The 16,113-nt window shown below is 70.6% G+C and carries 12 protein-coding genes; 8 read left to right on the forward strand and 4 right to left on the reverse strand.

Going from position 1 to position 16,113, the window contains the following annotated elements:
• The first annotated feature begins 49 nt into the window (after positions 1 to 49).
• Positions 50 to 1,696 carry a fucose isomerase gene (locus tag G127AT_RS08380; protein WP_210895933.1) on the forward strand — a complete coding sequence of 549 codons (1,647 nt, stop codon included), beginning with the start codon at positions 50 to 52 and terminating at the stop codon, positions 1,694 to 1,696.
• A gap of 81 nt (positions 1,697 to 1,777) precedes the next feature.
• On the opposite strand, the gene G127AT_RS08385 is transcribed toward G127AT_RS08380, so the two are convergent.
• The 3 genes from G127AT_RS08385 to G127AT_RS16095 form a co-directional block, all read right to left on the reverse strand.
• Positions 1,778 to 2,008 (reverse strand): hypothetical protein, encoded by a 231-nt coding sequence (locus G127AT_RS08385; protein ID WP_210895935.1) that lies wholly within the window; start codon positions 2,006 to 2,008, stop codon positions 1,778 to 1,780.
• A gap of 213 nt (positions 2,009 to 2,221) precedes the next feature.
• On the reverse strand, positions 2,222 to 5,077 hold the full coding sequence (locus G127AT_RS16090; protein ID WP_425305846.1) for an FAD-binding and (Fe-S)-binding domain-containing protein: 2,856 nt from the start codon (positions 5,075 to 5,077) through the stop codon (positions 2,222 to 2,224).
• On the reverse strand, positions 5,074 to 6,807 hold the full coding sequence (locus G127AT_RS16095) for an L-lactate permease (protein ID WP_244857490.1): 1,734 nt from the start codon (positions 6,805 to 6,807) through the stop codon (positions 5,074 to 5,076). The genes G127AT_RS16090 and G127AT_RS16095 overlap by 4 nt, the downstream gene beginning before the upstream one ends.
• 240 nt (positions 6,808 to 7,047) lie before the next feature.
• Between G127AT_RS16095 and G127AT_RS08395 the strand changes: the two genes are divergently transcribed.
• The 4 genes from G127AT_RS08395 (at position 7,048) to G127AT_RS08410 (ending at position 11,536) form a co-directional block, all read left to right on the forward strand.
• On the forward strand, positions 7,048 to 8,037 hold the full coding sequence (locus tag G127AT_RS08395) for an Abi family protein (protein WP_210895937.1): 990 nt from the start codon (positions 7,048 to 7,050) through the stop codon (positions 8,035 to 8,037).
• A gap of 28 nt (positions 8,038 to 8,065) precedes the next feature.
• Positions 8,066 to 8,779, forward strand: a complete 714-nt coding sequence (locus G127AT_RS08400) for a GntR family transcriptional regulator (RefSeq protein ID WP_210895939.1) — start codon at positions 8,066 to 8,068, stop codon at positions 8,777 to 8,779.
• Positions 8,780 to 8,886: 107 nt separating this feature from the next.
• On the forward strand, positions 8,887 to 10,425 hold the full coding sequence (locus G127AT_RS08405) for an arylsulfatase (protein WP_210895941.1): 1,539 nt from the start codon (positions 8,887 to 8,889) through the stop codon (positions 10,423 to 10,425).
• A 139-nt stretch (positions 10,426 to 10,564) separates the two neighbouring features.
• Positions 10,565 to 11,536, forward strand: coding sequence for an SUMF1/EgtB/PvdO family nonheme iron enzyme (locus G127AT_RS08410; protein WP_210901969.1), 972 nt, complete (start codon positions 10,565 to 10,567; stop codon positions 11,534 to 11,536).
• 136 nt (positions 11,537 to 11,672) lie between these two features.
• Here G127AT_RS08410 and G127AT_RS08415 read toward each other — a convergent pair whose 3' ends face one another.
• The gene (locus G127AT_RS08415; protein ID WP_210895943.1) at positions 11,673 to 13,136 is read right to left on the reverse strand and encodes a hypothetical protein; all 1,464 of its coding nucleotides are present in this window, start codon (positions 13,134 to 13,136) and stop codon (positions 11,673 to 11,675) included.
• Between the two features lie 131 nt (positions 13,137 to 13,267).
• Here G127AT_RS08415 and G127AT_RS08420 point away from each other — a divergent pair, with 131 nt between their 5' ends.
• The 3 genes from G127AT_RS08420 (at position 13,268) to dnaK (ending at position 16,113) form a co-directional block, all read left to right on the forward strand.
• Positions 13,268 to 13,510 carry a type II toxin-antitoxin system Phd/YefM family antitoxin gene (locus G127AT_RS08420; protein ID WP_244857491.1) on the forward strand — a complete coding sequence of 81 codons (243 nt, stop codon included), beginning with the start codon at positions 13,268 to 13,270 and terminating at the stop codon, positions 13,508 to 13,510.
• Positions 13,495 to 13,902: a PIN domain-containing protein gene (locus tag G127AT_RS08425; RefSeq protein WP_210895947.1), complete on the forward strand. Its 408-nt coding sequence runs from the start codon at positions 13,495 to 13,497 to the stop codon at positions 13,900 to 13,902. The genes G127AT_RS08420 and G127AT_RS08425 overlap by 16 nt, the downstream gene beginning before the upstream one ends.
• Positions 13,903 to 14,241: 339 nt before the next feature.
• On the forward strand, positions 14,242 to 16,113 hold the full coding sequence (gene dnaK / locus G127AT_RS08430; RefSeq protein WP_210895950.1) for a molecular chaperone DnaK: 1,872 nt from the start codon (positions 14,242 to 14,244) through the stop codon (positions 16,111 to 16,113).

Genomic DNA, 16,113 nt, shown 5'->3' on the forward strand with positions numbered 1-16,113 from the left:
TCCCGGCATCCACCCGCGGCCATCGAAGCCCGCACGCAGAAGGAGCCCCATGAGCTACACCCTCCCCGAACCCGCCCCGCGACCGGCCGCCGCGCCGCCGAAGACCGCCTACCTCATCGCGTCCGGCGACCTGCGCGAGTCGGCGAACACCGCCGCGTGGCCGACGCAGGCGGCGCTCGAGGATGCCGTCACGGCGGCGTTCTGTGAGCTCGGCTGGAGCATCGTGCGCGCGAATCCGGTCGACGCGACCACGGGGCACGGGTTCATCTCGAGCCAGCGCATGGGCCTGGAGGCCTTCACGAGCATCCCGGTCGATGCGCCGCTCGTGGTCGCCGAGGCCGTCTGGCAGTACAGCCATCACGTGCTCGCCGGCCTCCGCACGCATCGGGGCCCGATTCTCACGGTCGCGAACTTCGTCGGCGACTGGCCGGGGCTCGTAGGCCTCCTCGGTCTGAACGCGGGCCTGACGAAGATGGGCACGGCCTACTCGACGATCTGGAGCGTCGACTTCACCGACGACTGGTTCACGGCGGGCCTCCGCGAATGGACCGAGACCGGCCGCATCACCCACGACGCCGCCCACGTGCATCCGCTGCCCGGCCTCGATGCCCACCCCGACGAGCAGGGCCTCGGCCGCGCCGTCGCCGCCCAGCTGCAGACCGACAAGGCCATCATCGGCGTGTTCGACGAGGGCTGCATGGGCATGTACAACGCGATCTTCGACGACGAGTTCCTGAATGCCCTCGGCATATACAAGGAGCGGCTCTCGCAGTCGGCGCTGTGGGCCGAGATGCAGCGCGTGCCCGACGCCGAGGCCGATGCGGTGGGCGCCTGGCTCGCCGACGCGGGCATGCGATTCGAGCTCGGCACCGACGAGGCGAGCGAGCTCACCGAGTCGCAGCTGCGCTGGCAGTACAAGATGTACATCGCGGCCCTGCGCATCGCCGATGATTTCGGGTTGGATGCCGTGGGCATCCAGTACCAGCAGGGGCTGAAGGACATCTGCCCCGCGTCCGATCTTGCCGAGGGCCTGCTGAACAACACGCAGCGACCGCCGGTGACGAGCCGCGACGGCTCGCGCGTGCTGTGGGAGGGCCAGGCGCTGCCGCATTTCAACGAGGCGGACGAGGGCGTCGCGGTGGATGCGCTCGTGACGAACCGCGTGTGGCGCGGCATGGGCTTCGATCCGGCGACGACGTTGCACGACGTGCGCTGGGGCGAGGACTTCGACGGACGGTTCGTGTGGGTGTACGAGATCTCGGGGTCGGTGCCGGCCTCGCATCTCGCGGGCGGATACGCCGGCGCGGTCGGCATGCGGCAGGATCCGGTGTACTTCCCGCTCGGCGGCTCGACGCTGAACGGCGTTTCGCGGCCGGGCGAGATCGTGTGGTCGCGCGTGTACATCGAGGGCGGCCGGCTGCACGCCGATCTCGGCCGCGCGTCGGCGGTGGAGCTGCCGCCGGAGGAGACGGAGCGCCGCCGGCAGGCGACGAACCCGGAATGGCCGATCATGCACGCCGTGCTGCACGGCGTGAGCCGCGACCAGTTCATGGCCAGGCACAAGGCGAACCACCTGAACGTGGCATATGCGCCGTCGGGTGCGGATGCCGATGCGGCCCTCATCGCCAAGGCGGCCGCCTTCGACGCCCTCGGCATCGAGGTGCACGTCTGCGGCGACGTCGCGGCGCTCGCGTAGGGGCGCCTGCCGGCGGGGTGCGGATGCCGCGGCGCGCGGCTCGGCTCGGGTGCGGATGCCGCGGCGCACGGCTCCGCGCGCTCAGCCCAGTGACACCGCGACGATGATGATGAACACGCCCATCGCGGCGAACAGCAGCCCGAGCAGGAGGAACAGCCACGGCTTCGGGCTCCGCAGTCCCGGTCGCATGCCGGGGGCTTCGCGTTCGGCGCGGATGCGTGCGGCGAGCCAGTCGCGCCGGGTGATGAGCGCGATGCCGATCGCGACGGCGAGCACGGCCCAGACGAGGGCGAAGACGAAGCCGGGTTCCACGCGGGCAGCCTACCGGCCGCCGGGTGCGAGAACCCCGGGTTCCGGGTTCCGCAGCCCCTCACCCCGCCGGTCGAGTAGCGAGGCACGAGCGTATCGAGACCCCGCCCTCACCCCGCCGGTCGAGGAGCGAGGCACGAGCGTATCGAGACCCCGCCCCTCACCCGACCCCGCCGGTCGAGTAGCGAGGCACGAGCGTATCGAGACCCCGCCCCCTCACCGCGCCCCGCGCGTCGCCTCCTCGAGCAGCTCGAGCACGTGCCGGTATTCGCGCCCGGTCGCGCGGGTCATCCCGAGCTCGCAGGTGCGGTTGCAGGAGGCGTGCGCCGCGGCATCCGCACCCGCGACCTCGGCCGCTTCGGCTGCCGTCGCCGACGCCGTCAGCTCGGGGTGCAGCATGCCGCGGTCGCCGGCGAAGCCGCAGCAGTTCCAGGCGTCGGGGACGGTGACGGCGGCGGCGACCGCGCCGCCGACTTCGAGCAGTGCCGGGTTCAGGCCGAGCTGCGTCGACGAGCAGGTGGGGTGCAGCACGAGCGAGTCGACGACGGGGGCGATCTCACCGAGCCGCGGCAGCACCTCGCGCGCCACGAAGGCGACGGCGTCTTCGGTGCGCACCTCGAGCCCGGCGTCGGCGAAGAGGTGCACGAAGCCTTCGGTGCAGCTCGAGGCGTCGCTGATGACGGGCAGCCGGCCGCCGTCGCTCGCCTCGCGCACGGCGTCGACGACGCGCCGCTGCATCACCTCCCGCCCGCCCGGGTAGCCCTTCGAGGTCCACGGGGTGCTGCAGCAGAGGGATTCGATGCCGTCGGGCACGACGACGCGGATGCCGGCGCGGTCCAGCAGCCGCGTGAACGCCTCGGTCGCGCCGATGCCGTCGCCGGCGGTGCCGAACATGCTGTTCACGCAGGCGGGCAGGTAGACGGCGACGGGGTCGTGGATGCCGGATCCCGCCGGCCCCCGTCGGGCACGGCGCGCGGGGCCGCCGCGGGGCAGCTCGGGCGAGTAGGCGGGAACGGTGTCGGCGCCGAGCACGGCGCGGCCGACGGTAGTCGTCGCGGTGACGAGGCCGGCCGGCATCCCGTCCGCGACCGTGAGCGCGGCGGATCCGGCCCGCGTGACGGGCCCCCAGGCATGGGCAGCGGCCTTCCAGCCGGCGGCCAGCACGGGGTTCTGCTGTTCGCGCCGCAGTCGTTTGACGAGGGTGCCGGTGTCGATCTGCACGGGGCACGCGGTCACGCACATCCCGTCGACGGCGCAGGTGTCGATGCCTGCGTAGTCGTAGTCGCGGTCGAGTTCGCGGACGAGGGCGTCGTCGCCGCGGGCGGCGGCGCGGGCCATCTCGCGGCGCACGACGATGCGCTGCCGCGGGGTGAGGGTGAGATCCCTCGACGGGCAGACGGGTTCGCAGTACCCGCATTCCACGCAGCGGTCGGCTTCGTCCTCGATGGGTTCGGGATGCTTGAAGTTGGCCAGGTGGGCTGCGGGGTCGTCGTCGAGGATGACGCCGGGGTTCAGGATGCCGGCGGGGTCGCAGAGCCGTTTGAGTTCGCGCATGACGTCGGTGAGTTCGGCGCCGTACTGGCGTTCGACGTAGGGCGCCATGGCGCGGCCGGTGCCGTGCTCGGCCTTGAGGTTGCCGCCTTCGCCGAGGACGAGGTCGACCATGTCGTCGGTGAAGCCTGCGAGCCGGCCCATCGCCTCGTCGCCGACGAAGCGGTCGGTGAGCATGAAGTGGATGTTGCCGTCCTTCGCATGCCCGAAGATGACCGAGTCGCGGTATCCGTACCGTTCGAAGAGCCCCTGGAGCGCATCGCAGGTGGGTGCGAGCGACGGCACCGGCACGACGATGTCTTCGAGCAGGGCGGTGGTGCCGGGCGGCCTCGCGCCGGCGACGGAGGCGTAGAGGCCCTTGCGGAGCTTCCAGGCGAGTGCGCGTTCGGCTGGGTCGGTCGCGAGGGCGGTGGGGGAGCGGAGCGGCTGGTGGGCGAGCACCTCGTCGCCGCGCGCGGTGAGGGCGTCGAGTTCCTCGTCGGTGGATGCGTGGTATTCGACGAGCAGGGCGGCTTCGGCGGTGACGTCGAAGCCGAGGATCTGCGCGGGGGCGTCGGCGAGGGACTGCCCGACGCGGATGCTGGTCGAGTCCATGAGCTCGAGGGTCGCCGCGCCGGTCTCGACGAGGGCGGGGAGGGCGCGGGTGGCGTCATCGAGCGTCGGGAAGACGGCGAGGGCCGTCGTGATGCGCGATGAGACGGGCACGGTGCGGTAGGTGGCTTCGGCGACGAAGGCGAGGGTGCCCTCGCTGCCGATGATGAGGTGGGCGAGCACGTCGACGGGGGTGTCGTGGTCGAGGAAGGCGTTGACGCCGTAGCCCATGGTGTTCTTCATGGCGAAGCGGCTCGTGATGGTCGCGACCGATTCCGGGTTGGCCCGCACCCGTCGCTGCAGGCGCTGCAGCCCGTCGAAGAGTTCGGGTTCGAGCTCGCGCAGGCGCCGGTTCGCGTCGGCGTCGGCGGTGTCGACGATGGTGCCGGACGGCAGCACGAACACCATCGATTCGAGGGTGCGGTAGGTGTTCTCGGTGATGCCGCAGGCCATGCCGCTGGAGTTGTTGGCGACGACGCCGCCGATGGTGCAGGCGGCTTCGCTCGCCGGGTCGGGGCCGAGGCGGGTTCCGTGGCGGAGCAGACGCGTGTTCACCTGTCGCACGGTCGCGCCGGGCTGCACGCGCACCCTCCGGCCGCCGTCGAGGACGTCGATGCGGCGGAAGGCGCGCCGGGTGTCGATCAGCAGATCGCCGCCGGAGGCCTGCCCGGACAGGCTGGTGCCGCCGGAGCGGAAGGTGACGCGGGTGCCGGCGGCGCTCGCGGCGCGGAGCACGGCGGCGACCTCGGCGGCGTCGTCGGCGACGATGACGGCGCGGGGGGTGAGCAGGTAGTGCGATGCGTCGCTCGCATACGCGGCGCGGTCGATGGCGCGGGTCTTGATGCGGGCGGCGTCGGCGACGGCGCCGGCGACGCCGGGGTGCACGGACCCCGGCGTCGCGAGCGTCGCTGGTGCGATGAAGGTGCTCACGGTGCGGTCGGCACCATCCAGCCGAGCACCGGCGTCGACTGCAGGAACACGAAGACGGTGAACACGGCGAGCAGGCCGAGGCTCCACCAGATGAGCTTGCGGAACAGGTCGCCCTCCTTGCCGCCCATCGATGCGGCCGCGGCGGCGACGGCGAGGTTCTGCGGCGAGAGCATCTTGCCGAGCACGCCGGCGGACGAGTTGGCCGCGGCGGTGAGGATCGGGTTGATGCCGGCCTGCTCGGCGGCGGTGGCCTGCAGCAGGCCGAAGAGCGCGTTCGAGGAGGTGTCGGATCCGGTGATCGCGACGCCGAGCCAGCCGATGACGGGCGAGAGCACGGCGAAGAGCGCACCGGTCGCGGCGAGGGCGGCGCCGAGGCTCTGCGTCTGCCCCGAGAGGTTCATGACGTAGGCCAGGGCGAGCACGGCGCTGACGGTGACGATCGTGAAGCGCAGCTGGTGGATCGTGGCGGAGTAGGCGCGGGCGGCGCGTTTGGCCGACAGCCGGTAGACGATCGCGACGATGACGCCCGACAGCAGGAGGAGCGTGCCGGCGGCGCCGCCGATGTTCAGTTTGTATTCGGTGGCGACGGCGTTGCCCGCGGCGTCCGTGATCGACAGGCCGGGCCACGGGAACTGGATCGTGGTGGCCGCCGCGAGGAACGCCTTGACGGCCGGGATCTGCGAGATCGAGAAGACGGCGATGATGACGACGTAGGGCATCAGGGCGTTCCAGGTCAGCCCGGCCTTCGAGTAGCGGGACTGGTCGATCTGCACGGCTTCGGCGACCTCCTTGACCGCGAGGCCGGTGCGCGTGCCGCGCGACCCCGCGCCGGCGCCGGTACCGGAGCCGGAGCCCGATCCACCCGTGGCGGTGTCGGCGTCGCCGGCTCCGTCCTCGGCCGCGAAGGTGACGACGTGCGCCGGCTTCCACACCCGCAGCATCAGCAGCACGGCGAGCACGGTGGCGACCGAGGCGACGACGTCGGTGATCTCGACGGCGATGAAGTTCGAGGTGACGAACTGCGCAAGGCCGAAGACGATGCCGGCGACGACGGCGACCGGCCAGGTCTCTTTGACACCGCGCTTGCCGTCGACGATGAAGACGAGGACGAGGGGGACGAAGAGCGCGAGGAACGGCGTCTGGCGGCCGGCCATCTGCGAGAGCAGGTGGATGTCGATGCCGGTGACCGACGACAGGGCGATGATCGGGGCGGCCATCGCGCCGAAGGCGACGGGGGCGGTGTTGGCCAGGAGCGAGACGATGGCGGCCTTGACGGGCTTCATGCCGGCGGCCATGAGCATCGCGATCGAGATGGCGACGGGGGCGCCGAAGCCGGCGAGCGATTCGAGCAGGGCGCCGAAGCAGAACGCGATGAGGATCGCGAGGATGCGCTGGTCGTCGCTGATGGCGCGGATCCGCTCGCCGAGCACCTCGAACCAGCCGGTCACCACGGTGAGGCGGTAGACCCAGAGGGCGTTCACGAGGATCCAGAGGATGGGGATGATGCCGTAGAGGGCGCCTTCGAGGGTCGCGCTCATCGTCTGGATCGGCGGCATCCGCCAGACGAGGATGGCGAGCACGATGGACAGGGCCAGCCCGACGAGGGAGGCCTTCCATGCGGACATGCGGAAGACGCCGAGCAGGACGAACAGCGTCGCGAGCGGGATCACCGCGACGAGCGCTGAGAGCCACAGCGACCCGAGGACCGGGTCGAGGATCTGCTGGAACATTGGATCGAACTCCTCATCGAGTTTCGAGCGGGGCCGCGTCGGTGCGGATCTCTGGGGGGCGCGGCATTGCGGACATCTAGATTGTTAGACAAGTAGACACGTCCGTCAAGAGTTCCGACTCGGAATCTCGAGAGGGTTTGTGCCGGGGTGTCTCCCAACAGGTTCCTGCTACACTCGTTCCATCACGATCGGCCCGCTCGCCTCCTGGCTCGGGCCGATTTTCTTGTCCCGAGGGGTCCGATGGCGGACTATGCCAAACCGTGGCTGTCGATCGATGAGCAGATCGACAGACTCAGTGCGCGCGGAGTCATCGTCACCGATCGAGCGAGGACGGCAGAGCTTCTGCGGACGGTCGGCTACTACCGGCTGACCGGCTACCTCTATCCGTCCCGCAGTTCCGAGACGTTCCTCGACGAGGGCGGACGCGAGCGCATACGCGTCCTGAATACGTATCGTGAGGGAACCACGGTCGAAGCTGCTGACCGGCTGATCGACTTCGATCGCGAACTCCGGCTTCTGGTGCTCGATGGGGTCGAGCGGATCGAGATCGCACTGCGCACCCAGATCGGGTACACGGTCGGGAGGCTCGGCGCTTTCGCCCATCAAGATGCCTCTGCGTTCGTCGCCGCATTCGATGAGCCGCGCATCGACACGGTGACAGGTGCGGCACGAGCCAGTCGTCTGGAGGAGTGGCTCGTGCGAGTTCAGGAGCGTCGAGACAGCTCCGATGAGGCGTTCGTGGCGCACTTCCGGACGAAGTACGACGATCAGATGCCGATCTGGGCGCTCACCGAGCTGCTCGAACTCGGGCACCTCTCGCGCCTCTACGCCGGGTTGCGGAATGACCTCGCGACGGAGATCGCCGGTGCATTCGGCGTTCCGACGAAGCGACTGATGGAGAGCTGGATCGCGACGATCAATTACGTCAGGAACATCGCGGCTCACCATGCACGACTCTTCAATCGCAAGCTCGTCACCGCCCCGAAGAGACCGAAACCCGCTCTGGTTCCGCTCTTGGCTCACCTCAGCGAGTCGGATGCGCCGAAGCAATTCGGTTCCTACAGTGCGCTCGCCGTCATGGCCTATCTCCTTCGCACGATCGATCCGGATGGTGGATGGGCGCCCCGGGCCGCAGAGCACCTCCGCGCGTTCCCGGAGCATGCGGTGCTCGACATCGGATCGATGGGGGTCGCTCCGGGATGGCTCGAGCAGCACCTCTGGAGGATCTGACCGCCCGCCGGCCGCTTATCATCGAGACATGCCAGCGAAACTCGCGGTCGTCTCCGTCATCGATGCCGTGACGGAGCAGCTGCGATCCCGCGTGCTCTCTGGGGAACTCGCCCCCGGGGCGCCCCTCGCCGAAGTCGAGGTCGCCGAGGCCTACGACGTCGCCCGCCCCACCGCGAAAGCCGCGATCGAGAACCTCGTCCGCGAACGCCTGCTCGACCGCAGCGCCCACAAGACCGCCCGGGTCGTGCGCCTCACCCCCGAGGATGTGCGCGACATCTACCGCACCCGCGAGATCGTCGAATCCGAAGTCCTCCGCCGCCTCGCCGCCGCAGGAGAAGCGCCGGCGGCGGCGCTGGCCGCCAACTCCGAGATCGCCGCGCTCGCCGACGGGTCGCCGAGCGAGATCGTCGACCCCGACATGCGCTTCCACCGCAGCCTCATCGACGCGGTCGGCAGCGAACGCGTGAGCCGGCTCTACGACTCCCTGGCCTCCGAGGTCGTCTTCTGCATGTCGCAGGTGCAGGGCGCGTCGCTCCTGCCGACGGCCGTCATCGCCGGCGAGCACGAGGAACTCCTCCGGCTCATCCGCGCCGGCGACGGGGACGCCGCAGCGGCGCTGCTGGCCGTGCACCTCGGCCGTGCCCGCGAGCGCCTCGTCGGGCGCCTGGGCGGCGACGCCGGCCCCGAGGCATCTCTGCCCTACACGCACGTCACGGTCGACGGCGAGGAAACCCCCGCCTGACGGGCGCCGCGCGAGCGCACCGGGCGGTGAGCGCTACCGCCCGCGCCTCCGCTCGGCTAGCGTGGCAGCAGGGCAGGCGCCGGGGGGCGGCGCGGATCGGGGGGATCATGCCGAACGGGAAGCCGAACATCCTCGTCATCTGGGGCGACGACATCGGCATCAGCAATCTGAGCTGCTACAGCGACGGCCTGATGGGGTATCGGACGCCGAACATCGACCGCATCGCCGAGGAGGGCATGCGGTTCACGGACTCGTACGGCGAGCAGAGCTGCACGGCCGGGCGCGCGTCGTTCATCACGGGGCAGAGCGTGTATCGCACGGGCCTCAGCAAGGTGGGGGTGCCGGGTGCGGATGTCGGGCTGCAGGCCGAGGATCCGACGATCGCGGAGCTGCTGAAGCCGCTCGGCTACGCCACCGGCCAGTTCGGCAAGAACCACCTGGGCGACAAGAACGAGTTCCTGCCGACGGTGCACGGCTTCGACGAGTTCTACGGCAACCTCTACCATCTGAACGCCGAGGAGGAGCCGGAGCTTCCGAACTGGCCGGATCCGGTCGAGTTCCCGGACTTCCAGGAGCAGGCGCGGCCTCGCGGCGTCATCCGTTCGTACGCGTCGGATGTGGACGACGACACGGTCGACGGGCGGTTCGGGCGGCGCGGCCGGCAGCGCGTGGAGGATACGGGGCCGCTGACCCGCACGCGCATGGAGACGATCGACGACGAGTTCGCGGATGCGGCGATGGATTTCATCGGGCGCCAGGCTGCGGCCGAGACGCCGTTCTTCGTGTGGATGAACACGACGCACATGCATCTGCGCACGCATCCGAAGCCGGAGAGCCTGGGCCGGGCGGGCCGGTGGCAGTCGCCGTACCACGACACGATGGTCGACCATGATGAGATCGTCGGGCGGCTGCTCGATCAGCTCGACGAGCTCGGCATCGCCGACGACACGATCGTCGTGTATTCGACCGACAACGGGCCGCACGTGAACTCGTGGCCGGACGGCGGCACGACCCCGTTCCGCAGCGAGAAGAACACGAACTGGGAGGGCGGCTTCCGGGTGCCGGAGCTGATCCGCTGGCCGGGGCGGATCCCCGCCGGGGTCGTCTCGAACGAGATCGTGCAGCACCACGACTGGTTGCCGACGTTCCTCGCGGCGGCCGGCGACACGACGACGGTCGAGGCGATGAAGCAGGGCGCCGAGGTCGGCGAGAAGACCTTCAAGGTGCATATCGACGGCTACGACCTGCTGCCGTATCTCACGGGCGAGACGGATCGCAGCCCGCGCGCCGGGCTCGTCTACATCTCCGACGACGGCGATGTGCTCGCGTTGCGCTACGACAACTGGAAGGCGGTGTTCATGGAGCAGCGCGCCCAGGGCACCCTGGCGATCTGGGCGGAACCGTTCGTGCCGCTGCGCATCCCGAAGCTGTTCAACCTGCGCACCGACCCGTACGAGCGGGCCGATGTGACCTCGAACACCTACTACGACTGGTTCCTCGACAACAATTACCTGATCTTCGCGGCGAACCGGATCATGACGGAGTTCGTGGCGACGTTCGCCGAGTTCCCGCCGAGGCAGCGCCCGGCGTCGTTCAGCATCGATCAGGCGATCGAGCGGCTCACGGCGCTCGCGGGCGGTGATTGACATCGCGGTCGGGGCCGGTTCGGGGGTGGATGCGCCTGCGGCGTCGGGTGCGGATGCCGCGACGCGCCCCGAGCGTCCGGGGGTGGATGCCGCGACGCGCCCCGACGGCTTCGTGGCGCTCGCCGGCGGCACGTTCCGCATGGGGTCCGATGCGCACTATCCGGAGGAGGCGCCGGCGCACCCCGCGCACGTCGCCCCGTTCCGCATCGCCGCCGCCCAGGTGACGAACCGCGAGTTCGCGCGCTTCGTCCGCGAGACCGGGTACCGCACGGTCGCCGAGCACCCGCTCGATCCGGCCGCCTACCCGGGCGCCCCGGCCGAGAACCTCGTGCCCGGTTCGATGGTGTTCACCGGCACGCCGGGCCCCGTCGACCTCCGGCATCTCAGCCAGTGGTGGGTGTGGATGCCGGGGGCGAATTGGCGGCGGCCCTTCGGCCCGGGTTCCTCGATCGGCGATCGTCCCGAGCATCCCGTCGTGCACGTCGCGGCGGAGGATGCGGAGGCGTACGCGGCCTGGGCGGGCGGGCGTCTCCCGAGCGAGGCGGAGTGGGAGTTCGCCGCACGCGGGGGCCTCGAGGGCGCCGTGTATACGTGGGGCGACGAGCCGGAGCGCGAGGGGCATCCGCTCGCGAACCACTGGCGCGGCGGCCGCTTCCCGTGGCGGCCCGACCGCGGCACGGGGTCGACGCTGCCGGTCGGCTCGTTCCCGCCGAACGGCTTCGGCCTCTTCGACACGGCCGGCAATGTGTGGGAGTGGACGTCGGACTGGTGGGCTCTGTTCGGCACCGGCTGCGGCTGCGGCCCGGGCGCGTGCACGTGCGATGCCGGCGGGTGCGGATGCGCCCCGGCATCCGCGTCCGGGTCCGCATCCGCATCCGCGTCCGGGCCCGCATCCGCGTCCGGTGGATGCTGCGGGCCCGATGCGAGGCGCGAGGCCAGCGTCGATGCGGCGCAACCGGGCGGCGTGCCGCGTCGCGTCGTGAAGGGCGGCTCCTTCCTCTGCGCCGACGAATACTGTCTGCGCTACCGGCCGGCGGCCCGCCGCCCCCAGGCGATCGACACCGGCATGAGCCACCTCGGCTTCCGCCTCGCCGCCGACGCGGCGCCCTGACGGCGCACCCGGCATCCGCCCGGCGGCGCTTCTGGGAACGCCGTATCCGCGTTCCGGGGGTCGAATCCCGCCACATCGATGCGCGAAATGCGTGTTCGATGGCGGGAAATGACCCCCGGAACGGAACCGGCGGGGTTCAGCGCGCGGTGCGGGCCCGTCGCCGCATGAGGGCGCCGGCCGCGAGGGCGAGCATCGCGATCGCGAGCGCACCGCCGAGGGACGGCCCCGTCGCCGGAAGCGATGCGTCGTCGCTCGGCGGCCGGGGGCCCGGCGGCACGGGCGTCGGCGAGGGAGTCGGGGTCGGCTCGGGCGTCGGCGTCGGCGTCGGCGTGGGCGTAGGCGTCGGCGTCGGCTCGGGCTCGCCGAGTCGCAGGACCGGCTCGCCGCATCCGTCCTCGGTGACGGTCGCCTCGAGCGGTCCGGCGACGAGCCCACCGGATTCGGCGCCGAGCGTCACGGCTCCGAGCGGGAGCCAGGTGTACGAGGTGCCGCCCGGCGCGGGCGCGAGGTAGTCGGCGCCGGCGGTGACGAGGGCGCCGTCGGCCGGCTCGCCGTCCTCGCCCACGACCCGCACGGTGCAGAGGTAGGCCGGGTCGCCGCCCGGCGTCGTCGGCCAGGCTTCGAGCGATGGATCGCCGCCGGCATCCATCGACCCGCTCGACACGGTCGTCGTCGCCGTGCTGATACCGCCGGTCGTGAGCGCGGCGGGGCCGTCGAGGGCGAACGCGACGGTGCCGGAGCCGGCGCCGCCGCCGATCGCGCGGCCGTTCGCGCCGGCGATCGCGTTCACCTCGCCGCCCGAGATCGTCACCGAGCCGCCGGTCAAGATGTCGCCGCCGCCGAGGGCGGACCCGAGGTCGCCCCCTCGTGCCGTGACCGTGCCGCCGGTGATCGTCACCGCGGCGTGCTCTGACAAGTAGCCGGCACCGATGGCAGCCCCCCGATCGCTGCCCGTGGCATCCACGACGCCGCCTTCGATGCTGATGTGCACCTCGCCCGCGCTGAAGAATGTGCTGCCGATGGCTGCCCCGCCGCCGCCCGCGCCGACCGTTGCGGTCACTTCGCCGCCGGTGATGCGGATATCGGGGGAATTGATGCCGGCGCGGAAGCCGCCGTTCGCGTGCACCGTGCCGCCCGCGATGAGGATCGACCCCTCGGCCGGCTTCAGGATGAGCGGATCGCCGATGGCAGCCCCGTTTTCGCTGCCGGTGGCGATCACGTCGCCGCTCTCGATGACGATGTGGCCTCCACCGGCCCGGCCCGTGCCGTCGCCGATGCCGGCACCCGCGTCGGTGCCGCTCGCGTCGGCGATGAGGGTGCCGGGGCCGGCCACGGTGATGCGATCACTGCCGCTGATCTGGAGGGCACTGCCGTTCACGGCTGCCGAGACGAGCTGCAGGGTGTGGCCGGCGAGGTCGAGCCGCACGTCGCCGACGACGGTCGCCGTCGGGCAGTCTCCGGCCGGGGTGCCGATGTCGGCGCCGAGCAGCACATCCTCCCCCGCGCCGAGCGCGGCGACGAGGCCGTCGCAGTCCGTCACCGTTGTGGCCGCGTTCGCCGGAGCGAGCGGCATCAGTACGAGGCCTCCAGCGGCGAGCATCGCCGCTCCGGCTTTCCAGACACGCATGGTTCCCCCAACCGTCCGTCGTCGTCAGGGTAGCGGTTCGGCGCGGCGCCGGCCGGAGGATTGCGCACGCTCGATGAATCAGATAATCTGATTCGATGAAAGTGATGAGTGCAACCGAGGCGAGCCGCTCGTTCGCGGCACTGCTCGACGGGGTCGAGCAGGGGGAGTCCGTGATCGTCACCCGGGCGGGGCGGCGGATCGCGGAGATCCGCCCGGCGGGGGCGGGCAACGGGCGCGTCTTCGCCGATTTCCTGTGGAGCACGGGCGTCGACCTCGAGTTCGCATCGGACGTCCGCGCGGCCCGTGAGGCGGTCCGACTCGACGAGCCGGCATGGCCCGCAGACTGATCGTCGACACCGGCGTGCTCATCGCGTCGGAGCGCGAGCGTCGGGCGATCGGGTCGTTCATCGAGCCCGACGACGACGTGGCGGTCGCCGCCGTCACCGTCGCCGAACTGCATACCGGCGTCGAGCTCGCCGCCGAACCCCGGCGCGCGTCACGGCTGGAGTTCGTGCGTGCGGCCCTCGAACTCCTGCCGGTCGAGGTGTACGACACGAAGGTCGCCGAAGCGCACGCCCGCCTGCTCGCCCACGTCCACCGGGCCGGTCGCCCCCGTGGCGCCCACGATCTCCTCATCGCCGCGACCGCGGTCGCCACCGATCGCACCGTGCTCACCACCGATCGCGCGGCGGGATTCGACGAGCTGCCGGGTGTGACGTGCCTCTTCGGGGGCGTGTGAGGCGGGCGAGGTGCCGGCACGCGCGTCGAGACCCCCGAACGGGGGCGGCTGCGTCCAGGTGATTCGCAAGGTCTCCGGCTTGCATGTGGCTCAGGGTGCGCATGCGGCATCCACTCGGGGGATACGAGGGGGAATATCGGGGGTCTCGACAGAGTTGAGTCAAGTACACTGAAGTTTCGAGGAGCGAGTTTGACACTCGAATGAGCGCCTGAAAAGCTTGAGCCGTCAGGGCTCAACTCTGACGGGCACGACTTTTCGGCTGCGGGTCGGGTACAGGCCGGGCCACACGCCGATGCGGTGCCGAACGGGCGAACGCATCGGAAAGAAGGAGAAACACACATGTCACGTGCAGTAGGAATCGACCTGGGCACGACCAACTCGGTCGTCTCGGTCCTCGAGGGCGGGGAGCCCGTCGTCATCGCCAACGCGGAAGGCTTCCGCACGACCCCGTCGGTCGTCGCCTTCACGAAGGACGGCGAGGTGCTCGTCGGCGAGACCGCCAAGCGCCAGGCCGTCACCAACGTCGACCGCACCATCTCGTCGGTCAAGCGCCACATGGGCACCGATTGGAAGACCGAGTCGATCGACGGCAAGCAGTACACGCCGCAGGAGATCTCGGCCCGCATCCTGCAGAAGCTGAAGCGCGACGCCGAGCAGTACCTCGGCGACACGGTGACGGATGCCGTCATCACCGTCCCCGCGTACTTCAACGACGCCGAGCGCCAGGCCACCAAGGAGGCCGGCGAGATCGCGGGTCTGAACGTGCTGCGCATCATCAACGAGCCGACCGCGGCCGCCCTGGCTTACGGCCTCGACAAGGGCAAGGAGGACGAGCTCATCCTCGTCTTCGACCTCGGCGGCGGCACCTTCGACGTCTCCCTCCTCGAGGTGGGCAAGGACGACGACTTCTCGACCATCCAGGTGCGCGCGACCTCCGGCGACAACCGCCTCGGCGGCGACGACTGGGACCAGCGCGTCGTCGAGTGGCTCATCAAGAAGTTCAAGGACACGAGCGGCGTCGACGTCTCGAACGACAAGATCGCCCTGCAGCGCCTCAAGGAGGCCGCCGAGCAGGCGAAGAAGGAGCTCTCCTCGGGCATGTCGGCGAGCATCCAGCTGCCGTACCTGTCGCTGACCGAATCGGGCCCGGCGAACCTCGACGAGAAGATCACGCGCGCCGAGTTCGAGAACATGACGAGCGACCTGCTCGACCGCACGAAGAAGCCCTTCGAAGACGTCATCCGCGAAGCGGGCATCAAGGTCTCCGACATCGCCCATGTGGTGCTCGTCGGCGGATCCACGCGTATGCCGGCCGTCTCCGAACTCGTGAAGAAGGAGACCGGCAAGGACCCGAACAAGGGCGTCAACCCCGATGAGGTCGTCGCCGTCGGCGCGGCCCTGCAGGCCGGTGTGCTGAAGGGCGAGCGCAAGGACGTGCTGCTCATCGACGTCACCCCGCTGAGCCTCGGCATCGAGACCAAGGGCGGCATGATGACCAAGCTCATCGAGCGCAACACGGCCATCCCGACGAAGCGGTCCGAGACCTTCACGACCGCCGACGACAACCAGCCGTCGGTCGCGATCCAGGTCTTCCAGGGCGAGCGCGAGTTCACCCGCGACAACAAGCCGCTCGGCACCTTCGAGCTGACCGGCATCGCCCCGGCCCCCCGCGGCATCCCGCAGATCGAGGTCACCTTCGACATCGACGCGAACGGCATCGTTCACGTCACCGCGAAGGACAAGGGCACCGGTCGCGAGCAGTCGATCCGCCTCTCGGGCGGTTCGAGCCTGCCGAAGGAGGATATCGACCGCATGGTGCGCGAGGCCGAGGAGCACGCCGCCGAAGACAAGAAGCGTCGCGAGACCGCCGAGACGCGCAACTCCGCCGAGCAGCTCGCCTACTCGGTCGAGAAGCTCATCAAGGACAACGAGGACAAGCTGCCCGGCGACGTGAAGTCCGAGGTGCAGGCCGACGTCGACGCCCTGAAGACGGCGCTCGCCGGCGACGACGACGACGCGGTGAAGACCGCGTTCGAGAAGCTCTCGCAGTCGCAGTCCAAGCTGGGCGAGGCCATCTACCAGCAGGGCCAGGCGGATGCCGCGGGCGCTGCCGGTGCCGAGGGCGGCGAGCCCGCCGGCGAGCAGCCGGCCGACTCCGATGAGGATGTCGTCGACGCCGAGGTCATCGACGACGAGGACGAGAAGAAGTAA

This window comes from Agromyces archimandritae, from assembly GCF_018024495.1.
GTDB lineage: Bacteria > Actinomycetota > Actinomycetes > Actinomycetales > Microbacteriaceae > Agromyces > Agromyces archimandritae.